Here is a 22,135-nt window from a genome sequence, read left to right as displayed (position 1 = left end):
TCCTCCGTCGCGCGCACGACGATGCGGGTCGCGTCGAGCTGGTCGACGTAGCCCGTGCGGCGCGCGGCGATGGCCGCGCCCGAATCGCGCGCCACCACCGACTCCATGCCGGTGCCGACGAGCGGCGCGTCGGCGCGCACCAGCGGCACCGCCTGGCGCTGCATGTTGGAGCCCATCAGCGCGCGGTTGGCGTCGTCGTTCTCAAGGAACGGGATCAGCGCCGCGGCGACCGAGACGAGCTGCTTCGGCGACACGTCCATGAAGTCGACGCGCTCGCGCGGCACCATCACCACGTCGCCGGCGTGACGGCAGACGACGAGATCCTCGGAGAGCCGGGCCTCGCCGTCGAGCGGCGCGTTGGCCTGGGCGACGTAATATTTGCTCTCCTCCATCGCCGACAGATAGACGACCTCGTCGGTCACCCTGTTGTCGCGCACGCGGCGGTAGGGCGCTTCAATGAAGCCGTATTTGTTGACGCGCGCGAAGGTGGCGAGCGAGTTGATGAGGCCGATGTTCGGGCCTTCCGGCGTCTCGATCGGGCAGATGCGGCCGTAATGCGTCGGATGCACGTCGCGCACCTCGAAGCCGGCGCGCTCGCGCGTCAGGCCGCCCGGGCCAAGCGCCGAGAGGCGGCGCTTGTGGGTGATCTCCGACAGCGGATTGGTCTGGTCCATGAACTGCGACAGCTGCGAGGAGCCGAAGAACTCGCGCACCGAGGCCGCCGCGGGCTTGGCGTTGATGAGGTCCTGCGGCATCACCGTGTCGATGTCGACCGAGGACATGCGCTCCTTGATGGCGCGCTCCATGCGCAGGAGGCCCAGGCGATACTGGTTCTCCATGAGCTCGCCGACCGAGCGCACGCGGCGGTTGCCGAGATGGTCGATGTCGTCGATTTCGCCGCGGCCGTCGCGCAGGTCGACGAGCGCGCGCATCACCGCGACGATGTCGTCCTTGCGCAGCGTGCGCACGGTGTCGGCGGCGTCAAGGTCCATGCGCATGTTCATCTTGACGCGGCCGACCGCCGAAAGATCGTAGCGTTCGGGATCGAAGAACAGCGAATGGAACATGGCCTCGGCCGATTCGATCGTCGGCGGCTCGCCCGGGCGCATCACGCGGTAGATGTCGAACAGCGCCTCCTCGCGCGTGCTGTTCTTGTCCACATGCAGCGTGTTGCGGATGTAGGGGCCGATGTTGACGTGGTCGATGTCGAGGATCGGCAGCTCGTCGAAGCCGGCGTCGAGCAGGAGCTGCAGGTTCTTGGCGGTGATCTCGTCGCCCGCCTCGGCGAAGATCTCGCCGGTCTGCGGGTTGTAGAGATCGGTCGCGACATACTGGCCGAACAGGTCCTCGTCCTGCATGCGCAGGAACTTGAGGCCGCGCTCGGCGAGCTGGCGCGCGGTGCGGGCGGTGAGCTTCTTGCCGGCTTCGAGCGCCAGTTCGCCGGTCTCGGCGTCATAGAGGTCGACGCTGACCTTGACGCCCTTGAGGCGCTCGGCGTCGAAGGGCTGGCGCCAGCCGTCCTTGTCGCGCGTCGCCGAAATGGTCTTGTAGAAGGTCGAGAGGATCTCCTCGCCGTCCATGCCGAGGGCGTAGAGCACGGAGGTCGCGGGGATCTTGCGGCGCCGGTCGATGCGCGCGTAGACGATGTCCTTGGCGTCGAACTCGATGTCGAGCCAGGAGCCGCGATAGGGAATGATGCGGGCGGCGAACAGCAGCTTGCCCGAGGAATGGCTCTTGCCCTTGTCATGGTCGAAGAACACGCCCGGCGAGCGGTGCATCTGCGAGACGATGACGCGCTCGGTGCCGTTGACGATGAAGGTGCCGTTCATCGTCATGAGCGGCATGTCGCCCATGTAGACGTCCTGCTCCTTGATGTCCTTGACGGACTTCGCGCCGGTGTCGGGGTCGACGTCGAACACGATCAGGCGCAGCGTGACCTTCAGCGGAGCGGCGAAGGTCATGCCGCGCTGCCGGCACTCGTCGACGTCGTATTTCGGCGCCTCGAACTCATATTTCACGAATTCGAGCGAAGCCGTGCTCGAAAAGTCGGAGATCGGGAACACCGACTTGAACACGGACTGGAGGCCTTCGTCGGGACGGCCGCCCTGGGGCTCGTCGACGAGCAGAAACTGGTCGTAGGAGGCTTTCTGGACTTCAATCAGATTGGGCATCTCCGCGACTTCGCGGATATGGCCGAAGAACTTGCGGACACGCTTGCGGCCGTTGAACGTCTGCGCTGAAATAGGAGCCATGTCGCTCTCGCACCTTTCGTAGCGGCGCCGCCCCGAAAAGGGGCCGCCTCATCCGCGTCGAGCCCGGCTCGACGCGGGACCGTTCGAAGCCCTGACGCGGAGTCCCCGGACCCATCCGCGCCTTCCGCCCAAGCCCTGGGGCGACGCGCGGAGCCGTCGTCCTCATTCCGCCCGCAGGGGCGGGAGGCGCGCTTCGCGCCGCTCCCCGCCTTCGGGGCCAGCCGGCGCCGCGCTCGCCATCCGCGCGAAAGCCGAAGGGTTCGAACGGACCCTCCGGCAACAGTTCGACGGCGCCCCGTCGCCAGGGCGCCGCCGCATGTCATTTCAAGGCCGCGACAGCGGCTGAACTCACTTGAGCTCGACCTTGGCGCCGGCCTTCTCGAGCTGGGCCTTGATCTTCTCGGCCTCGTCCTTGGCGATCGCCTCCTTGACGGGCTTCGGCGCGCCTTCGACGAGATCCTTGGCCTCCTTGAGGCCGAGGCCGGTGATGGCGCGGACTTCCTTGATCACCTCGATCTTCTTCTCGCCGGCGGCGGCGAGGACGACGGTGAACTCGGTCTGCTCCTCGGCCGGGGCGGCGGCGGCGCCGGCGGCGGCGGGGCCGGCGGCGACGGCGACGGCCGCGGCGGCCGAGACGCCCCACTTCTCTTCGAGCATCTTGGCGAGCTCGGCGGCTTCAAGGACGGTCAGGCTCGACAGGTCCTCGACGATTTTTTCAAGATTGGCCATGGGTTTTCCTTCGATTGGTCGAATGGGTTGAAATCAGGTCAAGACGGAAGGGATCAGGCGGCGTCCTTGTCCTTCTCGGCATAGGCCGAGAAGACGCGCGCGAGCTTGCCGGCCGGAGCGTTGGCGAGCTGGGCGAGCTTGGTCGCGGGCGCCTGGACGAGGCCGACGAGCTTGGCCCGCAGTTCGTCGAGCGAAGGCATGGTCGCGAGCGACTTCACGCCATTGGCGTCGAGCGCGGTGCTGCCCATCGCGCCGCCGAGGATCACGAGCTTGTCATGGTCCTTGGCGAAGGCGACCGCGGCCTTGGCGGCGGCGACCGGATCGGCCGAATAGGCGATCAGGGTCGGGCCGCGCATCAGGCCGGCGATCGAGGCGACGTCGGAGCCTTCCAGAGCGATCTTGACGAGACGGTTTTTGGCGACCTGAACCGAGGCTCCGGCAGCGCGCATCTGCTTGCGCAAATTCTGCATCTGAGCCACAGTCAGCCCGGAATAATGCGCCACGACGACAACCGAAGTCGTTTTGAAGACTTCGGAAAGCGTCTCGACGCATTCCTTCTTTTCCGCTCTGTCCACAGTGGGTTCTCCTGGAGCGGACGAAAGCCCTGAGGCTTCGCCCGCGGCTACAAATGCCGCGCCGCCGGCGGACCGGCGGACGGCGCTGCGCCTGTCCCCGGAGCGGCGAACCGCCCCGGACAGAGGGAGTAGACCAAATCGAAGGACGTGGGCGCGTCGCGCCCCGCATCCGAATTCCGTCGTCACCCCGTCTATGCCGGCCTCCCCCGCCCCGGAGCGCAACCGGAACGGGTTTCGGAGATTAAGCCCAGGGCCGAAGCCCAAGGCGCCCGCAGTCTTGGACAGGACATGGCCAGATGGGACAGACGTCGCCGCCTGCCCTCCAGCCTATCCGCCGCGTCCCCGGCCCTTTTGCCGACAGGTCCAACCTTTCCGGCAAAGAGGGCTCGCAGTCGCGGAAGCTGAATGGGTGCGGGGCGCCGCAAGCGACGCGCCCCGAACCCCCTATTTAGACCAAGCCGACGCCCCTGCCAAGGGGGCGCGCGCAGTTTGCGCTTTTGTCAAGCGGCTAATCAGGCCGCGGCGATGGTCGCCGGGTCGACCTTCACGCCCGGCCCCATGGTCGAGGACAGGGCCACGCGCTGCAGATAGGTGCCTTTCGCGCCGGTCGGCTTCGCCTTGACCACCGCGTCCACGAAGGCGGCGATGTTCTGGGCGAGCTTGTCCTCGTCGAAGGAGGCCTTGCCGACGCTGCCCTGGATGATGCCCGCCTTCTCGACGCGGAACTCCACGGCGCCGCCCTTCGACGCCTTGACGGCGCCGGCGACGTCCATGGTCACCGTGCCGACCTTGGGGTTCGGCATCAGGCCGCGCGGGCCGAGCACCTTGCCGAGACGGCCGACGAGCGGCATCATGTCGGGCGTGGCGATGCAGCGGTCGAAGTCGATCGTGCCGCCCTGGACGGCCGCGACGAGATCCTCGGCGCCGATCACGTCGGCGCCCGCGGCCCTGGCCTCGTCGGCCTTGGCGCCGCGCGCGAACACCGCGACCCGCAGCGTGCGGCCGGTGCCGTTCGGCAGGTTGACGACGCCGCGCACCATCTGGTCGGCGTGTTTCGGGTCGACGCCGAGATTCATGGCGATCTCGACCGTCTCGTCGAACTTCGCGCTCGCGCGCTCCTTGACGAGCTTGATCGCCTCGAGGACGGGATAGAGCTTGACCCGGTCGATTCCTTCACGCGCGCTCTTCACGCGCTTTCCAACATGCGCCATGTCCCTTACCCCGTAATCTCAAGGCCCATGGAGCGGGCGGAGCCTTCGATCATGGACATCGCCGCCTCGACGGAGGCGCAGTTCAGATCGGGCAGCTTCTTTTCGGCGATCTCCCGGATCTGCGCCTTCGAGATCTTGCCGGCCGAGCCGCGGCCCGCCGTCTTCGACCCGGACGCGATCCCCGACGCCTTCTTGAGGAAATAGGACACCGGCGGCAGCTTCATCTCGAAGGTGAAGGAGCGGTCCGCATAGGCCGTGATGACGACCGGAATCGGAGTGCCCTTCTCCATCTGCGCCGTGCGCGCGTTGAACGCCTTGCAGAACTCCATGATGTTCAGGCCGCGCTGACCGAGCGCGGGGCCGATCGGCGGCGACGGATTGGCCGCCCCGGCCGGCACCTGAAGCTTCACGAAGCCCGTGATCTTCTTCGCCATCTTGTTTCTCCTACAAGCCGCCCCGGCCCTGCCGGGCGCGCGGACGGCGGTTGCGGTCGTGGTGCGGCGGCCCCGCCTGGCGCGCGGGAAAAGCCTTCCACGTTCGGGAGCGCGAAAGCTCCCTTTCGGGCCTGCGCCCGAATTTCAGCCGGCCCCGGGGTCCGGAGCCGGATCAGACGACCTTCTCGACCTGCGCGTATTCGAGCTCGACCGGCGTCGCGCGGCCGAAAATCGAAACCGCGACCTTGACGCGCGAGCGGCTCTCGTCGACTTCCTCGACGACGCCGTTGAAGGACGCGAAGGGGCCGTCGGCCACCCGCACCGTCTCGCCGATCTCGAAGGAGATCGAGGACTTCGGCCGCTCCACCCCGTCGGCGACCTGGCCCTTGATGCGGTCCGCCTCGGCGTCCGAGATCGGCATCGGCTTCTTGTCGGCGCCGAGGAAGCCCGTGACCTTGGGCGTGTTCTTGATGAGATGATAGATGTCGTCAGTGAGGTCGCATTTGACGAGCACATAGCCGGGGAAGAACTTGCGCTCGGCGTTGACCTTGCGGCCGCGCCGCACCTCGACGACCTGCTCGGTCGGAACGAGGATCTCCTCGAACTTGGCCGTCAGCCCGCGCTGCGTCGCCTGCTCCTTGATCGATTCGGCGACCTTCTTTTCGAAGTTCGAATAGGCGTGGACGATGTACCAGCGCATGCTCATTGAAAAATCTTCCGGTCTCCGGCGGTCGCGTTCAGTGCCCGACGCTGAGCAGCAGCCTGACGGCGAGGCGCAGCATCTGGTCGACGGCGACGAAGAACAGGCTCGCGAACAGCACCATCAGGATCACGAGGCCGGTCGTGATCATGGTCTCGCGCCGCGTCGGCCAGGTGACCTTGCCGCCTTCGACGCGGACTTCCTGCAGAAACTGGAACGGATTGGCCATAGTCTCGCGTAACCTTCGCTCCAGCCGGGCTCTCGGCTCCTGCGCAAAAAAACAGGGCGCGGAGCCAGAGGGCCACGCGCCGCGCGGCGGAACTATAGGCATCGGCGCGCGAAACGCAACGAAGAATTTCCGCGCCGCGCCCCGCCTCAGAGGAAGCCGGCGATCCACAGGCTCGCCGGCAGGGCGACGACAAGGCCGAGCGTCGTGATCAGCATGATCGAGGCGAGTTCGGCTTCCTCGCAGCCGTATTGCTGGGCGAACAGCACGGAGGGCGTCGAGGTCGGCATGGCGCTCGCCACGAAGGCCGCCTGCGCCATCGCGCCGACGGCCCCGAACCCCTTCAAAAGCGCGAAGAACAGCGCCGGCTGAACGACAAGGCAGACGAAGGACGTCGCCAGCACGGTCGGCGAGGCGAGCTTCAGCGGATAGGCGGCGAGCGCGAGCCCGCAGGCGAAAATGGCGACGCCCGCCGCCCCCGCCGCCAGCGGCTCGAGGCTCGCGCCGACGAGCGGCGAAAGCGTGACCCCGGCGAGCGCCAGCGCCGCGCCGGCGAGGGGCGCCAGCACGAGCGGATTGAGCAGAGCCCCGAGCGCCGCGGCGCGCAGCGTCGACGCGGCCCCGCGCTTTTCGCCCGCTCCGCCTTTTGCGCCCGCCTCGCCCTTCGGCGCGCCGGCCGTCTGCAGCAGGAAGATCGCGACGCAGACCTGCGAGAGATTGGTGACGAGCGCGCAAAGGCCGACGGTTCCCGCGCCGACCTCGGCCCCAAACAGCGGGTTCAGCACGGGAAGACCATAGATCGGCGCGGCCGTCGAAGCCGCCGCATAGGACAAAAGCGTCGCCTTCAGCGCGCCGGTTCGCAACGCCCGCAACGCTGCGTAGCCAAGAAGAAAAAAGACCGAATAGCCGAGCGCCATGACGACGACGATCGGCCCCTGCCGCAGCAGCAGCGCGCGGTCGAAATGGGCCATGCCCAGAAACAGCGCCGCCGGCAGGGCGTAGCTCAGGGCGAGCCGGCTGAAGCCGCGCGTCTGGTCGGCGTCGAAGGCGCCGCGCTTTCCGGCCCAAAAGCCCAGCGCCAGGATGAGCACGACGGGCGAAATCGCCGCGACGACGAGCTCCGCCTTCACGACGCCCGCCCCGCGCCGGGGCGTTCCGGGCGAAGCGCCAGGACGCGAGCGGGGCCGACCGGCGCGGCCGGCGCCGGCGAGACCGGGCAAAGCAGGAGTGGCGGGGGCGAGGCCGGCGAGGACAAAACGGACACGACGAAGCTCGGGAGGCTGGGCGAAGACGCAGGATCGCGGCGCGTTTTAGCGGGCCGGCGCGAGAGGGGCGCGCCCCGCCGGCGCGGGTTGGGCTTTTCTTCATAATTGAACTTGGTTATGGAAGCGCCTCCGGGCGTCTCGCCCGCCGGACGTTTCATGAAAACCGTGCACTGCCTCAACGGGCCGAACCTCAATCTGCTCGGCGCGCGCGAGCCAGACATCTACGGCTCGGAGACGCTCGCCTCGATCGAGGCGCGGCTTCGCGCGCTTTGCGCCGAAAAGGGCGTCGCGCTGCGCTTCGCGCAAAGCAACCATGAAGGCGATCTCGTCTCCTGGGTGCAGGAGGCGGGGCTCGCGGGCGAGCCGGTGATTCTCAACGCCGGCGCCCTGACCCATACGTCGATCGCGCTCGCCGACGCGGTCAAGGGCTCGAAGGCGAAAGTGATCGAGGTCCATCTCTCCAACGTGCATGCGCGGGAAAGCTTCCGCCACACGTCCCATATCGCGCCCGTCGCGCTCGGCGTGATCGCCGGCTTCGGCCCGCGCTCCTACAGCCTCGCTCTCGACGCCCTGATCGGCGCCGAGGCCGGCGACGCCCCCCGCACCGAAAGATGAAGAAGATGAAATACGCCGGCTCGAAAGGCGCCGCCCCGCCCGCCGAGGGCAGCCTCGACACGGAGCTCGTCGAAGCGCTCGCCAAGATCGCGACGCGGCTCGGCCTGAGCGAGATCGAATATGCGCGCGGCGACACGAAGATCCGCATCGCGCGCCAGCTCGCGCCCGCGGCCGTGGCGCCGGCCGCGGCGGTCGCGGCGCCGGCGGCCCCCGCCGCCCCCGCCGCCGAGATCGAGGTCGCGGGGCTCGTCAAATCGCCGATGGTCGGCACCGCCTATCGCCGCGCCTCTCCCGAATCGGCTCCCTTCGTCGAGATCGGCTCGAGCGTGAAGGCCGGCGACAAGCTGCTGCTCGTCGAGGCGATGAAGACGTTCAACGAGATCGTCGCCCCGCGCGCCGGCCAGGTCACCCGCATCCTCATCGAGGACGGCGCGCCGGTCGAGTACGGCCAGCCGCTCTTCGTCATCGAATGAGCGCACATGCGCAAGAGCCCCGACGGCGCCCCGATGTTTGAAAAGATCCTCATCGCCAACCGCGGCGAAATCGCCCTCCGCATCCTGCGCGCGGCGAAGGAGCTTGGAATCGCCACCGTCGCCGTGCACTCCACGGCCGACGCCGACGCCATGCATGTCAAGCTCGCCGACGAATCGGTCTGCGTCGGCCCGCCCGCGGCGCGCGAATCCTATCTCAACATTCCGGCGCTGCTCGCCGCCTGCGAGATCACCGGCGCCGAGGCGCTGCATCCGGGCTATGGCTTTCTCGCCGAGAACGCCCGCTTCGCCGAGATTCTCGCCGAGCATCACATCGTCTTCGTCGGGCCGAGCCCCGAGCATATCCGCCTGATGGGCGACAAGATCGAGGCCAAGCGCACCGCGCGAAAGCTCGGCATCCCCTGCGTGCCGGGCTCGGAGGGCGCGCTTGGCGACGTCGACGAGGCGAAGGCCGCCGCGCGCGAGATCGGCTATCCGGTGCTGGTCAAGGCTTCGGCCGGCGGCGGCGGGCGCGGCATGAAGGTCGCGCGCGACGAAAACGAGCTCGCCTTCGCCGTCGAGGCGGCGAAGCTTGAGGCCAAGGCCGCCTTCGGCGACGACAGCGTCTATCTCGAAAAATTCCTCGAAAAGCCGCGCCATATCGAGGTGCAGATTCTGGGCGACGGGCGCGGCGGGGCGATCCATCTCGGCGAGCGCGACTGCTCGCTGCAGCGCCGCCACCAGAAGGTCTGGGAGGAAGGCCCCTCCCCCGCGCTCAACGCCTCGCAGCGCACGGAGATCGGCGAGGTCTGCGCCGCCGCCATGCGCGAAATGAAATATTCGGGCGCCGGCACGATCGAGTTCCTCTACGAGGACGGGCGTTTCTATTTCATCGAGATGAACACCCGCATCCAGGTCGAGCATCCCGTCACCGAGATGATCACCGGCGTCGACATCGTCAACGAGCAGATCAAGATCGCGGCCGGCTCCGCCCTGACGCTGACGCAGGACGACGTGACCTTCAACGGCCACGCCATCGAGTGCCGCGTCAACGCGGAGCATCCGGCCACCTTCCGCCCCTCGCCCGGAACGTTATCCTATTACCACCCGCCCGGCGGCCTTGGCGTGCGCGTCGACAGCGCCGTCTACGCCGGCTACACGATCCCGCCGACCTATGATTCGCTCGTCGGCAAGCTGATCGTGCATGGGCGCAACCGCACCGAGGCGCTGATGCGCCTTCGCCGCGCGCTCGACGAATTCATCGTCGACGGCGTCGACACCACCATTCCGCTGTTCCAGACGCTGGTGCGCAACCCCGACATCCAGAACGGGCTCTACGACATCCACTGGCTCGAGAAGTTTCTGGCCGAGGGCGGCATGGACGGCCAATCCTAGGCCGGGGCGCCGCTCCGGACCCGGGACGCCGGAGCTGTCGCCGGCGGTCGGGTCGACGCAATCGGGGCGAAACGGGCGTCAAAGCTTCGAGACGAGGTCGCCGCCGTGGCGGGCGAGCCGGCCTTCGAGGTCGAGCCTCATGAGGGCGGCGCGCACCGCCGGCGCCGGCGCCCGCGCCGCGCGAATAAGTTCGTCGATCAGGACGGGCGCGGCGCCCAGAAGATCGAGCACGCGGGCGTAGACGGCTTCGGCCGAAGCGGGCTCCGGCGCGGCTTCGGCCGGATCGGGCGCGGCCGGGTCGTTCGCGAGCGGCCTGGCCCTCAGCGGCCCGGGCTCTTTCGGCGCAGGGCCCGCGCGCCCGGGCGCGCGATCTTTCGGGGGCGCGGCGTCGTCGTCGAAAAATTCGAGCTCGTCCCACAGCGGCTCATAGGCTTCGCCCGCTTCGGCGAGACGCGGAACGGGGCCGGCGACAGGGGCGGCGACGGGGACGGCGTCCTGGCGCGCCATCGCCTCGATCAGGTCTTCGGGGCCAAGGCACAGGGTCGCGCCCTGGCGCAAAAGGTCGTTCGTCCCCTCCGCGCGCGGATCGAGCGGAAAGCCCGGCACGGCGAAAACCTCGCGGCCCTCGTCGGCGGCGAAGCTTGCGGTGATGAGCGAGCCCGAGCGCCGCGCCGCCTCGACCACCGCCACGACGCGTGAAAGTCCCGCCACGATGCGGTTGCGGCGCGGAAAGTCACGCCCCCGCGCGCGCCAGAAGAACGGCATTTCGCTGAGCGCCGCGCCGTTTTCGAGCAGGCGTTCGAGCAGATCCGCGTCGGAGGGCGGCGGCGGCTCGCCAAGGCCGCCCGCAAAGACGGCGACGGTGCCGCCTTCGAGCGCCGCCTGGTGGGCGCGAAGGTCGACGCCGCGCGCGAAGCCCGAGGTCACGACATGGCCGGCGCGCGAGAGCGCGCGCGACAGGCGCTCGGCGAAGGCGAGGCCCGCGGCCGAGGCGTTGCGCGCGCCGACCACCGCCGCCATGGAGCGGCCGAGGCAGGCGCGGTTTCCGCGCAGCGTCAGCACCGGCGGCGGCGCATGGATCTGCGCGAGAAGCGGCGGATAATCGGCCTCGCCCAGCAGGACGAGCCCGGCGCCGGCCTGCTCGACCGCCTCGAGCTCGGCCTCGATCTCCTCGCGCGGGGCGATGGCGATGGGGCGGCCCGGCCGGCCGGCGGCGATGAGGGCCGGCAGCGCCTCGAGCGCCGCGCCGGCCGAGCCGTAGCGGCCGACAAGCCCCGCGAAGGTGCGCGGGCCGATGTTGTCGCTGCGGCACAGGCGCAGCCGGTCGAAACGCTCCCGGGGCGGGAAGCTCGCGCCCGTCGTCCCGTTCATGCCTTGCCGATGCGCGATTCGGTCCCGGCCCTGAGGCGGCCGATGTTGGCGGCGTGCTTGTAAAAGATCAGGACGGCCATCGCCGCGAACACGATGGCCGCGCCGAACTGGCCGAAGAAATAGAGCACGACCGGGGTCAACGCGCTGGCGCAGAGGGCGGCGAGCGAGGAATAGCGCGCGATGAAGGCGACGATGAGCCAGAGCCCCATGAACACGAGGCCGGCGGGCCAGCTCACCGCCAGAAGCGCGCCGAGAAAGCTCGCGACGCCCTTGCCGCCCCTGAAGCCGAGCCAGACCGGGAAGATATGGCCGACGAAGGCGCCGAAGGCGGCGGCGAGCACGGGCGCCGGCGGCCAGACGTCCATCGGCGACAGGCGGCGCGAGGCGACGAAGGACACGACCAGCACGGGAAAGGCGGCCTTGAGGGCGTCAAGCAGCAGGGTCGCGGCCGCAAGGTCCTTGCGTCCGGTGCGCAGCACATTGGTCGCGCCGATGTTGCCCGAGCCGATCGCGCGCAGGTCTCCGGCGCCGGACAGGGCGGTGAGGATCAGCCCGAAGGGAATCGAGCCGCAGAGATAGCCGAAGACGAAGGCGAGAAGGGTCAGGATCACGGGACGGGGTCTCGGGGCGCGCGCGCGAAAGCCTAGCCCGCGCCCCGCCCCGTCGCAACCGCGCTTTCGGCGCGGCGCGTGGCCTCAGAGCGGCGCGCCGGGCACATATTCGCCGCGCTCATGAATCGCGCTGGCGCGCCCGACGAGCAGCATGTCGACGTCGCCGACGCGCTTCGGGTCCTTGCCTTTGTAGGGCAGCGAATGCAGCACGTAGCGCATGGCGTTGATCCGAGCGCGCTTCTTGTCGTCGGACTTGATCACCGTCCAGGGCGAATCGGCCGTGTCGGTGTGGAAGAACATGGCTTCCTTGGCCCTGGTGTAGTCGTCCCATTTGTCGAGCGAGGCGAGGTCGACCGGCGACAGCTTCCACTGCTTCAGCGGATGCACCTTGCGCTCCTTGAAGCGGCGGCGCTGCTCCTCCTGGCTCACCGAGAACCAGAACTTGATGAGATGCACGCCGCTGCGCGCGAGATTGCGCTCGAAGTCGGGGGTCTGGCGCAGAAACTCCGTGTATTCCGAGTCGGCGCAAAAGCCCATGACGCGCTCGACGCCGGCGCGGTTGTACCAGCTGCGGTCGAACAGCACGATCTCGCCCATGGTCGGGAGATGCTGCACATAGCGCTGGAAATACCACTGGCCGCGTTCGACGTCGCTCGGCTTCTCGAGCGCGACGACCCGCGCGCCGCGCGGATTGAGATGCTCCATGAAGCGCTTGATCGCGCCGCCCTTGCCGGCGGCGTCGCGCCCCTCGAACAGGATGACGACGCGCTGGCGCGACTCCTTGACCCAGGTCTGCAGCTTCAGAAGCTCGGTCTGGAGGATGAATTTCTGACGCTCGTAGTCGCGCCGCAGCATCTTGTATTTGTAAGGATAGCCGCCCGTGCGCCAATTGTCGGCGAGCGCGTCGCTGGTCGCATGGGGCGCGCCCTTTTTCCCGGGCAGGCCGAGCGTCTTTCGCATCTCGACCGCGTCGTCGGGCGCGGCGCCTTCGAGAATCGCCTCGACGCCTGGACCGACCGACCCGTCGGCGGCCTCGCCGACGATCTCTTTGAGCGCGAAAAGCTCCGCCTCCCGCGCCGCCGCGCGCCTTTCGTCGGCGAGGCCGAGCTCAAGCTCCTGCGGCGCCGGATCGGGCGCGCCCACGGGTTGATCCTGCAGCTTTTCAATATCGGTCATGCGTCGCCCAGCCGTTCGCTCGGGAAAGTCAAAGGGGTCGCCGCGCATGCGACGCCGGACAGGGCGGCGGCGCGACGGAGGAAAGAAATATGACGCTTCGATGATGAAGCCGTTTTGACTTAAATCAAGCGCGCATCTTTCCGGCCGTCGCTTTCGCGGGCGGCGACGCGAGGCGAACCACGGGACGGGACCATGACGCAAAACGCCGGCGCGACGCAGGCCCATGAGGCGACGACGGTCGTCTGCCGCGACGGCGTCGCGCTCGGCGGCGATCTTTTCCGCGCCATGGGCGGGACGGCGAAGGGCGCGGTCGTCGTCAATGCGGCGACCGGCGTCGCGGCGCGCTATTATCATCGCTACGCGCGGTTCCTCGCGGGCCATGGCTTCGACGTCCTGACCTATGATTATCGCGGGATCGGCCGCTCGCGGCCGGAGCGCCTGCGCGGCTGCGGCTTTCGCTGGCGCGACTGGGGCGAGAAGGATTTCGACGCCGCGCTGCGCCATGCGCGCGCGGCGAGCCCGAACGGGCCGGCGCTCGTCGTCGGGCATTCGATCGGCGGCTTCCTGCCGGGCATGGCGGACAGCGCGCCGATGATCGACCGGATGCTGACGGTCGGCGCGCAATACGCCTTCTGGCCCGACTACGCGGCGCGCGGGCGGGCGCGGCTGTTTCTCAAATGGCATGTGGCCATGCCGGCGCTGACCGCGGCGTTCGGCTATTTTCCCGGCCGCCGGCTCGGCTGGCTCGAAGACCTGCCGTCAGGCGTCGCCTATGAATGGAGCTTTCGCGGACGGCGCTTCGAGCGCTCTCACCCGGCCGCCGAGCGGGAGGCGGTTTTGGACCGCTTCAGGGCCGTGCGCGGACAGATTCTCGCGGTCAGCCTGAGCGACGACGACCTCGGCACGCCGGCGGCGACGGCCCGGGGCCTTGCGCCCTACGAGAACGCCGAGCGCATTTTGGCGCGCCTGCGCCCGCAGGATTTCGGGCAGGCGCACATCGGCCATTTCAGCCTGTTCCACGACCGCAACGAGGCCGGCTTCTGGACCGATTCGCTCGCCTTTCTGGAAGATGGGCGCAATCCGTGGCCGGCGCGGGCGGCGCCCTTCGCGCCTAGTCCTGCTCGAACACGATCCGCCCCTCGACCAGCGTGAGCTTCACGCGGCCCTCCATGGTCGCCTCGTCGAAGGGCGTGTTCTTGCAGCGCGACTTCAGCTTCAGCGGATCGACGAGATAGGCTTCGTCGGGGTCGAAGCGGATCAGGTCGGCCGGGGCGCCGACCTTGAGCCGTCCCTGCGGCAGGCCGAGAATGTCGGCCGGCCGCGAGGTCAGCGCGGCGACCACGCGCTGCAGCGGCGCGCCCGCGCGCACGAGCCGCATGGCGGCGGCGAGCATGGTCTCGAGCCCGATCGCCCCGTTCTCCGATTCGGCGAAGGGCAGGCGCTTGGTCTCGACGTCCTGCGGGTCATGGTCCGAGACGATCACGTCGATCAGCCCTTCGGCGAGCGCCTCGACCAGCGCGCGGCGCTCGTCCTCGCGCCGCAGCGGCGGGGCGAGCTTCAAAAAGGTGCGATAGTCGCCGATGTCGCTCTCGTTCAGCGTCAGATGGTTGATCGAGGCCGAGCAGGTGACCGGCAGACCGGCGTCTTTCGCCCGCGCGAGAATGTCGAGCGAGAGCGTCGTCGAGACGAGCGGGGCGTGATAGCGCGCGCCGGTGAGGTTCACGAGGCGGATGTCGCGGTCGAGCATGATCGCCTCGGCCTCGCGCGGGACGCCGGAAAGGCCGAGCCGGGTCGCATATTCGCCTTCGTTCATCACGCCTTCGGCGGCGAGGTCGCGGTCCTCGGCGTAATGGATGACGAGCGCGTCGAAATCGCGCGCATAGGCCATGGCCCGGCGCAGCACGCGCGAATTGACGATCGGCCGCGCCCCGTCCGAGAAGGCGACGGCGCCCGCCTGCTGCAACAGGCCGATCTCGGCGATCTCCTCGCCGCGCAGCCCCTGCGTCAGCGCGGCGCAGGGCAGCACGCGCACGCGGCCCGTGTCGCGCGCGCGGCGCAGCAGGAAATCGACCACCGCCGGATCGTCGACCGGCGGGCTGGTGTCGGGGCGCGCCAGAATGGTGGTGACGCCGCCGGCCGCAGCCGCCGCCGTGGCGGTGGCGATGGTCTCGCGGTGCTCCGCGCCCGGCTCGCCGACGAAGGCGCGCATGTCGATCAGACCGGGCAGGATCAGGTCGCCGCCGCAGTCGATCACGCGCGAATGCACCGGCAGGCTCTGCGGCTCGACGTCGGGCCCGATGTCGAGGATGCGCCCGTCGAGGATCAGCACGCCGCCGCGCGCGCCGTCATAGGTCTCGCCGTCGACGAGGCGCCCGTTGACGAGGGCGAGCGGCTGGTGGGCGACCGAGGGCGAGGCCGGAATCTTCATCTTCATGCGGCCTCCCTCAGCCGTTCGGCAGATGTTCGGCGAGCGCGCCGAGCACCGCGATGCGCACGGCGACGCCCATCTCGACCTGCTCCCTGATGCGGCTCTGGCCGCCGTCGGCGACGCTCGAATCGATCTCGACGCCCCGGTTCATCGGCCCCGGATGCAGCACGAGCGCGTCGGGCTTCGCATGGCCGAGCTTTTCCTCGTCGAGGCCGTAGAAGCGGAAATACTCCCTCGGGCTCGGGATGAAGCCGCCCTGCATGCGCTCGCGCTGGAGACGCAGCATCATCACGATGTCGGCGTCCTTCAGCCCCGCCTTCATGTCGCGGAAGACCTCGACGCCGAGCCGCTCGACGCCGGCCGGCAGCAGCGTCGAGGGGCCGACGAGCCGCAGCCGCGCCCCGAGCGCCGACAGCAGCAGGATGTTCGAGCGGGCGACGCGCGAATGGAGGATGTCGCCGCAGATGGCGACGACGAGCCCGGCGATCTGGCCGCGGTTGCGGCGGATGGTCAGCGCGTCGAGCAGCGCCTGGGTCGGATGCTCATGCGCGCCGTCGCCGGCGTTGACCACGGCGCAGTCGACCTTCTTGGCGAGGAGGTGCGCGGCGCCGGCCTGCGCGTGCCGCACGACGATGATGTCGGGCCGCATGGCGTTCAGCGTCATCGCCGTGTCGAGCAGGGTCTCGCCCTTTTTGACGCTCGAGGAGGCGACCGACATGTTCATGACGTCGGCGCCGAGCCTCTTGCCGGCGAGCTCGAACGAGGACTGGGTGCGGGTCGAGGCTTCGAAGAACAGGTTGATGAGGGTGCGCCCGCGCAGCGTGGAGCGCTTTTTCTCGACCTGGCGGGAGATTTCGATCGCCTCCTCGGACAGGTCGAGCAGGACGTCGATGTCCTGCGGCGACAGGCCCTCGATGCCGAGCAGGTGCCTGTGCGGGAAGATGCGCTTCTGCGAACTCATGGACCGGTCCCCTACGGGGCCGATCCTTTACAGGGGAAAACGGCCGCGTCACACCCCTTCGTCGCGCGCCGGATTATCGCGCGGGGCTTGCGCACAGCTTTCGCCCGCGCCGGGCCGCCGCAAGGACCCGGGGGCAAAGCCTGGACTGAGGCCGCCGCGGCCGCCGATTTGACTAAGGCCGCACGCTCCCCCATCTTCTGCGCGAAAATTTTACGCGGCGCCGCAGCAAGGCGAAGCCGCTGTCTCAGTCGGAACGGCTTCGCCCGAACCGCCTTCGGCCCGGGCCCCGCCCTCCGCCGCGGGCGCCGTCCAAGGATGCGCCATGAACGTCGTCATCGTCGAATCTCCGGCGAAGGCTAAGAGCATCAACAAATATCTCGGCCGCGGCTATGAGGTTTACCCCTCCTACGGCCATGTCCGCGACTTGCCCGCGAAGGACGGCTCGGTCGACCCCGACGCCGACTTCGCCATGCTCTGGGACGTCGACGTCAAATCGGCCAAGCGCCTCAACGAGATCGCGCAGGCCGTCAAGGGCGCCGACAAGATCATCCTCGCGACCGACCCCGACCGCGAGGGCGAGGCGATCTCCTGGCATGTGCTGGAAGTCCTGAAGGCCAAGAAGGTGCTGAAGGACAAGCCGGTCGAGCGGGTCGTCTTCAACGCCATCACCAAGGCCGCCGTGCTCGACGCGATGAAGCACCCGCGCGAGATCGACGCGGCCCTCGTCGACGCCTATCTGGCGCGCCGCGCGCTCGACTATCTCGTCGGGTTCAACCTCTCGCCCGTTCTGTGGCGCAAGCTGCCCGGCGCGCGTTCGGCCGGCCGCGTGCAGTCGGTGGCCCTGCGCCTCGTCTGCGACCGCGAGCTCGAGATCGAATCCTTCGTGCGGCGCGAATACTGGTCGATCCTCGCCCATCTGCGCACGGAGAGGGACGCGCCCTTTGCGGCGCGGCTCGTCGGCGCGGACGGGCGGAAAATCTCGCGCCTCGACGTCGGCGACGAGGCCGGGGCCATGGCGTTTCGCCGCGACCTCGACCGGGCGCGCTTCCATGTGGCGAAGATCGAGGCGAAGCCGGCGAAGCGCCACCCGGCGCCGCCTTTCACCACCTCGACGCTGCAGCAGGAGGCCTCGCGCAAGCTTGGGCTCGCCCCGGCGCGGACCATGCAGCTCGCGCAGAAGCTCTATGAGGGCGCGGACATCGGCGGCGAGACCGTCGGCCTGATCACCTATATGCGCACCGACGGCGTCGACCTCGCCCCCGAGGCCGTCGCCGGCGCGCGGGCGGTGATCGCGAAACAGTTCGGGCCGGCCTACGTGCCGAAAGCGCCGCGAAAGTATCAGGTCAAGGCGAAGAACGCGCAGGAGGCGCATGAGGCGATCCGCCCGACCGACCTCGCCCGTTCGCCGCGCGAGGTGGCGCGGGCCGTCGACGCCGACCAGGCGCGGCTCTATGAGCTGATCTGGACTCGGGCCATCGCCTGCCAGATGGAGTCGGCCGAACTCGAGCGCACCACCGTCGACATTGAAGCGAAGGCGGGCGAGCGCACGCTCGACCTGCGCGCCACCGGCCAGGTCGTGCGCTTCGACGGCTTTTTGCGGCTCTATCAGGAAGGCCGCGACGACGAGGAAGACGAAGAGAACGCCCGCCTGCCCGACATGGCGCAGGGCGAGGCGCTGGCGAAGGACCGCATCGACGTCGCCCAGCATTTCACCGAGCCGCCGCCGCGCTACACCGAGGCGACGCTGGTCAAGCGCATGGAGGAGCTTGGCATCGGCCGGCCCTCGACCTACGCCGCGACGCTCGCCGTGCTGCGCGAGCGCGACTACGTGCGGCTCGACAAGAAGCGCCTGCGCCCGGAGGACAAGGGGCGTCTCGTCACCGCCTTCCTCGAATCCTTTTTCACGCGCTACGTGGGCTATGACTTCACCGCCGAGCTCGAAGAAAAGCTCGACAGGGTGTCGAACCACGAGATCGACTGGAAGCAGGTCCTGCGCGACTTCTGGCTCGACTTCTCGGCGGCGATCGCCGGCACCAAGGATCTGCGCACGACCGAAGTGCTCGACAATCTCAACGAGATTCTGGGCCCGCACATCTTCCCGCCGAAGGAGGACGGAGGCGACCCGCGCGCCTGCCCGTCCTGCGCCGACGGACGGCTGTCGCTGAAGCTCGGCAAGTTCGGCGCCTTCATCGGCTGCTCGAACTATCCCGAATGCAAATACACCCGCACGCTCTCGGCGCCGGACGGCGAGGAGGCCGAGGGCGCGCGGCCGGGCGTGAAATCGCTCGGCTTCGACCCCGAAACCGGCGAGGAGATCACCCTGCGCGACGGGCGCTTCGGCGCCTATGTGCAGGAAGGCGACGGCGCGGGCGAAGGCGAGAAGCCGAAGCGCTCGTCGATCCCCAAGACCATCGCGCCCTCCGAACTCACCCTTGAGCAGGCGGTCGGGCTTCTTTCGCTGCCGCGCGAAGTGGCCCGCCACCCGGAGACGAAAGAGCCGATTTTCGCCGGGATCGGCCGGTTCGGGCCTTACGTCCAGCACGGCAAGACCTACGCCAACATCGGCAAGGACGAGGACATCCTGACGATCGGCGCCAATCGCGCCATCGACCTTGTCGTGGCCAAGGAGAGCGGCCTCACCGGCCGGCGCTTCGGCGACGCGGCGGGCGCCCCGGCGCGCGCCCTCGGCGACCACCCCGAGGGCGGCGCGGTCAGCGTCAGGGCCGGGCGCTTCGGGCCCTATGTCGCCTGGGGCAAGGTCAACGCCACCTTGCCGAAGGACGCCGACCCCACCACATTGACGCTCGACGGCGCGGTGGAGCTTCTCAAGAAGAAGGCCGCCGGCGCCGGCGCGGTTCAGGGCCGTCTCCTTGGCGAGCATCCCGCCGGCGGGCCGGTGACGGTGCGCGCCGGGCGTTTCGGCCCCTATGTCAACTGGGGCAAGGTCAACGCGACGCTGAAAGGCGACGCCGCGGCCGAGACGCTGACGCTCGAGGAGGCGCTGCGCCTCATCGAGGACAAGGGCGGCGCGGCCAGCACGAAAAAGCCGGCCGCGAAAAAACCGGCCGCGAAAAAAGCCGCGGCGGAGACGCCCGCCAGGGCCGCGCCGAAAAAAGCGGCCGCCAAAGCCCCCGTGAAAAAACCCACGGCGAAAAAACCCGCGGCGACAAAGCCCGCGCCCCCGCCCATGGCGGAGGACGACGAGCCGCCGCCCTTCTAGACTTCAGGCCGGCCCGGCCGGCCCTCATGAGCACGGACATCGACAGAGTGAAGAAATCCGCCGGCGCCGCAGCGCCCGGCCCTTCCGCCGCAAGGACCCAGAAAGACGCGGGACGGCCGCCGCCCTCGCGCGAGGAGATCGTCGCCTTCATCGCCAGGGAGCGCGAGGCCGAGCCCGGCGCGCGCAAGCTTCCGGCCAAGATCGGCAAGCGCGAGATCGCCCGCGCCTTCGACGTCAGGGGCGCCGACCGCGTCGCCCTGAAAAAAATGCTGAAGGCGCTTGAGCAGGAGGGCGCCGTCGAGCGCCGCCGCAAGGGGCTGAACCCCAAAGGCGCCCTGCCCGCGACCACGCTCGCCGACCTTTACAGCCGCGACCGCGACGGCGACCTCCTCGCCGCGCCCTGCGACTGGGACGAGGCGCGGGGCCCCGCGCCGAAAATCGTCGTCGCGACGCCGCGGCGCAAAAGGCCCGGCGAGCCCGCCCCCGGCGTCGGCGACCGCGCGCTTTTGCGCGTCGAGCCGATCCCCGGCGCAAAGCCCGACGAGCCGGCCTATCAGGGCCGCGTCGTCAAGCTTCTGGAGCGGGCGAAATTCCAGATCCTCGGCCTGTTCCGCGCGCGCCCCGGCGGCGGCGGACGCGTCGTCCCGATCGACAAGAAGTCGCTCGCGAGGGGCGAACTCGAGATTGCGCCGGGCGACGAAGGCGAGGCGCAGGACGGCGACCTCGTCGCCTGCGAGACGCTGCGCTCCGGCCGGCTCGGCCTGACCCGGGCGAAGGTGCGCGAGCGCGTCGGCGCCTATGACAGCGAGAAGGCGGTGAGCCTCATCGCCATTCACGCGCACAAGATTCCCCATGTCTTTCCGGCCGAGGCGCTGGCCGAGGCCGAGCGCGCGCGCCCGGCGACGATGGACGGGCGCGAGGACTGGCGCGACATTCCCTTCGTCACCATCGACCCCGCCGACGCCAAGGACCATGACGACGCGGTCTTCGCCGCGCCCGACGACGACCCGGCCAATCCCGGCGGCTTCGCGCTCTGGGTCGCCATCGCCGACGTCGCCGCCTATGTGCGCGCCGGGACGCCGCTCGACCGCTCGGCGCTGCTGCGCGGCAATTCGGTCTATTTCCCCGACCGCGTCGTGCCGATGCTGCCCGAGCGCATCTCGAACGACCTCTGTTCGCTGCGCCCGCTCGAGGACCGCCCGGCGATCGCCGTGCGCATGGTCATCGCCGCCGACGGGCGCAAGCTCGGCCACGGCTTCCACCGCGTGATGATCCGCTCGGCCGCGAAGCTCGCCTATCCGCAGGCGCAGGCGGCGATCGACGGCGCGCCCGACGAAATCTCCGCGCCGCTCCTTGAAACCACGCTGCGCCCGCTCTGGGCCGCCTACGCCGCGCTGCGCCGGGCGCGGACGCAGCGCGCGCCGCTCAACCTCGACCTGCCGGAGCGCAAGCTCGTGCTCGACGAGGCGGGCGCGGTGGCGCGCGTGTTCATTCCCGAGCGGCTCGACGCGCATCGCCTGATCGAGGAGTTCATGATCCTCGCCAACGTCGCGGCGGCCGAGACGCTCGAAGCCAGGCGCCAGCCGCTCGTCTATCGCGCCCATGACGAGCCGAGCCTCGAAAAGCTCAACAATCTCGCGGAGTTCCTGGCCACCGTCGGCGTCAGGCTGGCCAAGGGGCAGGTGCTGCGGCCGCAGCAGTTCAACGGCATCCTGGCGCAGGTCAAGGACACCGAGCACGAGCACATCGTCAACGAGGTGGTGCTGCGCACGCAGGCGCAGGCCGAATATGTCACCGACAATTACGGGCATTTCGGCCTCAACCTGCGCCGCTACGCGCATTTCACCTCGCCGATCCGCCGCTACGCCGATCTTGTCGTCCACCGCGCGCTGATCGCGGCGCTGGGCCTTGGGCCGGACGGGCTGCCGCCCGACGCCCGCGCCATCCTGCCCGAGATCGCGACGCAGATTTCGGCCGCCGAGCGCCGGGCCATGGCCGCCGAGCGCGAGACGGTCGAGCGGCTCATCGCCGCCCATCTCGCCGACAAGATCGGCGCGGAGTTCGAGGGGCGCGTCTCCGGCGTGACGCGGGCGGGGCTGTTCATCCGCCTCGCCGACACCGGCGCCGACGGGTTCATCCCCATCGGCATGCTCGGCGAGGATTATTTCCGCCACGACGAAAAGCTGCATGCGCTCGTCGGCGCGCGCAGCCGGCGCGCGCACCGGCTCGGCGACCTCGTGACCGTGAAGCTCGTCGAGGCGGCGCCGCTCGCCGGCGCGCTGCGCTTCGAGCTCGTGGACGAAGCCGGGCCGAAACGTACGCGCCGCAACGCGCCGAAGCGCGGCGGAGCGCCGCGCGGGCGCTGACGGCGCCGAGATTTTGTCCGGCGCGCGGTTTTCGCGCCGGCGCGCCGGCATGCTACATTCGGCCGCGCGCGCCCGGATCGAGGCGAGCGCCACAGGAAAGAGCCATGCCCGCGTCCGCTCCGACCGTTTT

19 protein-coding genes are annotated in these 22,135 nt (G+C 69.4%); 6 read left to right on the top strand and 13 right to left on the bottom strand.

The annotated features are described in order from the left end of the window. The 8 genes from rpoB to ACILRB_RS14360 all read right to left on the bottom strand — a co-directional run. The coding region (gene rpoB / locus ACILRB_RS14395; protein WP_395666985.1) for a DNA-directed RNA polymerase subunit beta at window positions 1-2,252 on the bottom strand (2,252 nt) is incomplete at its 3' end. 348 nt (window positions 2,253-2,600) lie between these two features. Next, window positions 2,601-2,981, bottom strand: a complete 381-nt coding sequence (gene rplL / locus ACILRB_RS14390) for a 50S ribosomal protein L7/L12 (RefSeq protein ID WP_395666984.1) — start codon at window positions 2,979-2,981, stop codon at window positions 2,601-2,603. A 53-nt stretch (window positions 2,982-3,034) separates the two neighbouring features. Next, entirely contained in the window at window positions 3,035-3,556 is a 522-nt protein-coding gene (rplJ, locus tag ACILRB_RS14385) for a 50S ribosomal protein L10 (protein WP_395666983.1), read from the bottom strand. 512 nt (window positions 3,557-4,068) lie between these two features. After that, on the bottom strand, window positions 4,069-4,767 hold the full coding sequence (rplA, locus tag ACILRB_RS14380; RefSeq protein ID WP_395666982.1) for a 50S ribosomal protein L1: 699 nt from the start codon (window positions 4,765-4,767) through the stop codon (window positions 4,069-4,071). Window positions 4,768-4,772: 5 nt separating this feature from the next. After that, window positions 4,773-5,201: a 50S ribosomal protein L11 gene (gene rplK / locus ACILRB_RS14375; protein ID WP_395666981.1), complete on the bottom strand. Its 429-nt coding sequence runs from the start codon at window positions 5,199-5,201 to the stop codon at window positions 4,773-4,775. A gap of 172 nt (window positions 5,202-5,373) precedes the next feature. Beyond that, complete coding sequence (nusG, locus tag ACILRB_RS14370; RefSeq protein ID WP_395666980.1) at window positions 5,374-5,907, bottom strand: transcription termination/antitermination protein NusG; 534 nt, start codon at window positions 5,905-5,907, stop codon at window positions 5,374-5,376. A gap of 31 nt (window positions 5,908-5,938) precedes the next feature. Then, window positions 5,939-6,130, bottom strand: coding sequence for a preprotein translocase subunit SecE (gene secE, locus ACILRB_RS14365; protein ID WP_395666979.1), 192 nt, complete (start codon window positions 6,128-6,130; stop codon window positions 5,939-5,941). 146 nt (window positions 6,131-6,276) lie between these two features. Beyond that, complete coding sequence (locus ACILRB_RS14360) at window positions 6,277-7,257, bottom strand: AEC family transporter (RefSeq protein WP_395666978.1); 981 nt, start codon at window positions 7,255-7,257, stop codon at window positions 6,277-6,279. A 291-nt stretch (window positions 7,258-7,548) separates the two neighbouring features. Here ACILRB_RS14360 and aroQ point away from each other — a divergent pair, with 291 nt between their 5' ends. From aroQ to accC, 3 genes are read left to right on the top strand one after another with little or no spacing between them, the layout of a single operon-like run. After that, the gene (gene aroQ, locus ACILRB_RS14355) at window positions 7,549-8,007 is read left to right on the top strand and encodes a type II 3-dehydroquinate dehydratase (protein ID WP_395666977.1); all 459 of its coding nucleotides are present in this window, start codon (window positions 7,549-7,551) and stop codon (window positions 8,005-8,007) included. Window positions 8,008-8,012: 5 nt separating this feature from the next. Beyond that, window positions 8,013-8,480, top strand: a complete 468-nt coding sequence (locus ACILRB_RS14350) for an acetyl-CoA carboxylase biotin carboxyl carrier protein (protein WP_395666976.1) — start codon at window positions 8,013-8,015, stop codon at window positions 8,478-8,480. A gap of 33 nt (window positions 8,481-8,513) precedes the next feature. Further along, the gene (accC, locus tag ACILRB_RS14345) at window positions 8,514-9,872 is read left to right on the top strand and encodes an acetyl-CoA carboxylase biotin carboxylase subunit (protein ID WP_395666987.1); all 1,359 of its coding nucleotides are present in this window, start codon (window positions 8,514-8,516) and stop codon (window positions 9,870-9,872) included. A 78-nt stretch (window positions 9,873-9,950) separates the two neighbouring features. On the opposite strand, the gene dprA is transcribed toward accC, so the two are convergent. The 3 genes from dprA to ppk2 form a co-directional block, all read right to left on the bottom strand. Then, window positions 9,951-11,243, bottom strand: a complete 1,293-nt coding sequence (gene dprA / locus ACILRB_RS14340; RefSeq protein ID WP_395666975.1) for a DNA-processing protein DprA — start codon at window positions 11,241-11,243, stop codon at window positions 9,951-9,953. Beyond that, window positions 11,240-11,854: a glycerol-3-phosphate 1-O-acyltransferase PlsY gene (gene plsY, locus ACILRB_RS14335; RefSeq protein ID WP_395666974.1), complete on the bottom strand. Its 615-nt coding sequence runs from the start codon at window positions 11,852-11,854 to the stop codon at window positions 11,240-11,242. The genes dprA and plsY overlap by 4 nt, the downstream gene beginning before the upstream one ends. Window positions 11,855-11,938: 84 nt before the next feature. Then, window positions 11,939-13,030, bottom strand: coding sequence for a polyphosphate kinase 2 (gene ppk2, locus ACILRB_RS14330; RefSeq protein ID WP_395666973.1), 1,092 nt, complete (start codon window positions 13,028-13,030; stop codon window positions 11,939-11,941). A gap of 192 nt (window positions 13,031-13,222) precedes the next feature. Between ppk2 and ACILRB_RS14325 the strand changes: the two genes are divergently transcribed. After that, window positions 13,223-14,182, top strand: a complete 960-nt coding sequence (locus tag ACILRB_RS14325; RefSeq protein WP_395666972.1) for an alpha/beta fold hydrolase — start codon at window positions 13,223-13,225, stop codon at window positions 14,180-14,182. Here the strand turns inward: ACILRB_RS14325 and pyrC are convergent. Together pyrC and ACILRB_RS14315 are read right to left on the bottom strand one after the other, a co-directional pair. Continuing rightward, complete coding sequence (pyrC, locus tag ACILRB_RS14320; RefSeq protein ID WP_395666986.1) at window positions 14,142-15,458, bottom strand: dihydroorotase; 1,317 nt, start codon at window positions 15,456-15,458, stop codon at window positions 14,142-14,144. The genes ACILRB_RS14325 and pyrC overlap by 41 nt on opposite strands. Window positions 15,459-15,474: 16 nt before the next feature. Next, entirely contained in the window at window positions 15,475-16,419 is a 945-nt protein-coding gene (locus ACILRB_RS14315) for an aspartate carbamoyltransferase catalytic subunit (protein ID WP_395666971.1), read from the bottom strand. 322 nt (window positions 16,420-16,741) lie between these two features. Here ACILRB_RS14315 and topA point away from each other — a divergent pair, with 322 nt between their 5' ends. Next, window positions 16,742-19,639, top strand: a complete 2,898-nt coding sequence (gene topA, locus ACILRB_RS14310) for a type I DNA topoisomerase (protein ID WP_395666970.1) — start codon at window positions 16,742-16,744, stop codon at window positions 19,637-19,639. A 26-nt stretch (window positions 19,640-19,665) separates the two neighbouring features. Then, window positions 19,666-22,005, top strand: coding sequence for a ribonuclease R (rnr, locus tag ACILRB_RS14305; RefSeq protein WP_395666969.1), 2,340 nt, complete (start codon window positions 19,666-19,668; stop codon window positions 22,003-22,005). The last annotated feature ends 130 nt before the right edge of the window (window positions 22,006-22,135 follow it).

Origin of the sequence: Methylocella sp., from assembly GCF_044226135.1 — a bacterium.
Taxonomy (GTDB): Bacteria; Pseudomonadota; Alphaproteobacteria; order Rhizobiales; family Beijerinckiaceae; genus Methylocapsa.
The sequence above is the reverse complement of the archived record's forward strand: the minus strand, read 5'-3'. Positions and strand labels throughout refer to the sequence as shown.

Bases quoted from the DNA above. Each gene is read 5' to 3' on its own strand.
- rplL (WP_395666984.1), bottom strand. From the start codon at position 2,981: ATGGCCAATCTTGAAAAAATCGTCGAGGACCTGTCGAGCCTGACCGTC.
- rplA (WP_395666982.1), bottom strand. From the start codon at position 4,767: ATGGCGCATGTTGGAAAGCGCGTGAAGAGCGCGCGTGAAGGAATCGAC.
- rplK (WP_395666981.1), bottom strand. From the start codon at position 5,201: ATGGCGAAGAAGATCACGGGCTTCGTGAAGCTTCAGGTGCCGGCCGGG.
- nusG (WP_395666980.1), bottom strand. From the start codon at position 5,907: ATGAGCATGCGCTGGTACATCGTCCACGCCTATTCGAACTTCGAAAAG.
- secE (WP_395666979.1), bottom strand. From the start codon at position 6,130: ATGGCCAATCCGTTCCAGTTTCTGCAGGAAGTCCGCGTCGAAGGCGGC.
- aroQ (WP_395666977.1), top strand. From the start codon at position 7,549: ATGAAAACCGTGCACTGCCTCAACGGGCCGAACCTCAATCTGCTCGGC.
- ACILRB_RS14350 (WP_395666976.1), top strand. From the start codon at position 8,013: ATGAAATACGCCGGCTCGAAAGGCGCCGCCCCGCCCGCCGAGGGCAGC.
- accC (WP_395666987.1), top strand. From the start codon at position 8,514: ATGTTTGAAAAGATCCTCATCGCCAACCGCGGCGAAATCGCCCTCCGC.
- dprA (WP_395666975.1), bottom strand. From the start codon at position 11,243: ATGAACGGGACGACGGGCGCGAGCTTCCCGCCCCGGGAGCGTTTCGAC.
- ppk2 (WP_395666973.1), bottom strand. From the start codon at position 13,030: ATGACCGATATTGAAAAGCTGCAGGATCAACCCGTGGGCGCGCCCGAT.
- ACILRB_RS14325 (WP_395666972.1), top strand. From the start codon at position 13,223: ATGACGCAAAACGCCGGCGCGACGCAGGCCCATGAGGCGACGACGGTC.
- pyrC (WP_395666986.1), bottom strand. From the start codon at position 15,458: ATGAAGATTCCGGCCTCGCCCTCGGTCGCCCACCAGCCGCTCGCCCTC.
- ACILRB_RS14315 (WP_395666971.1), bottom strand. From the start codon at position 16,419: ATGAGTTCGCAGAAGCGCATCTTCCCGCACAGGCACCTGCTCGGCATC.
- topA (WP_395666970.1), top strand. From the start codon at position 16,742: ATGAACGTCGTCATCGTCGAATCTCCGGCGAAGGCTAAGAGCATCAAC.
- rnr (WP_395666969.1), top strand. From the start codon at position 19,666: ATGAGCACGGACATCGACAGAGTGAAGAAATCCGCCGGCGCCGCAGCG.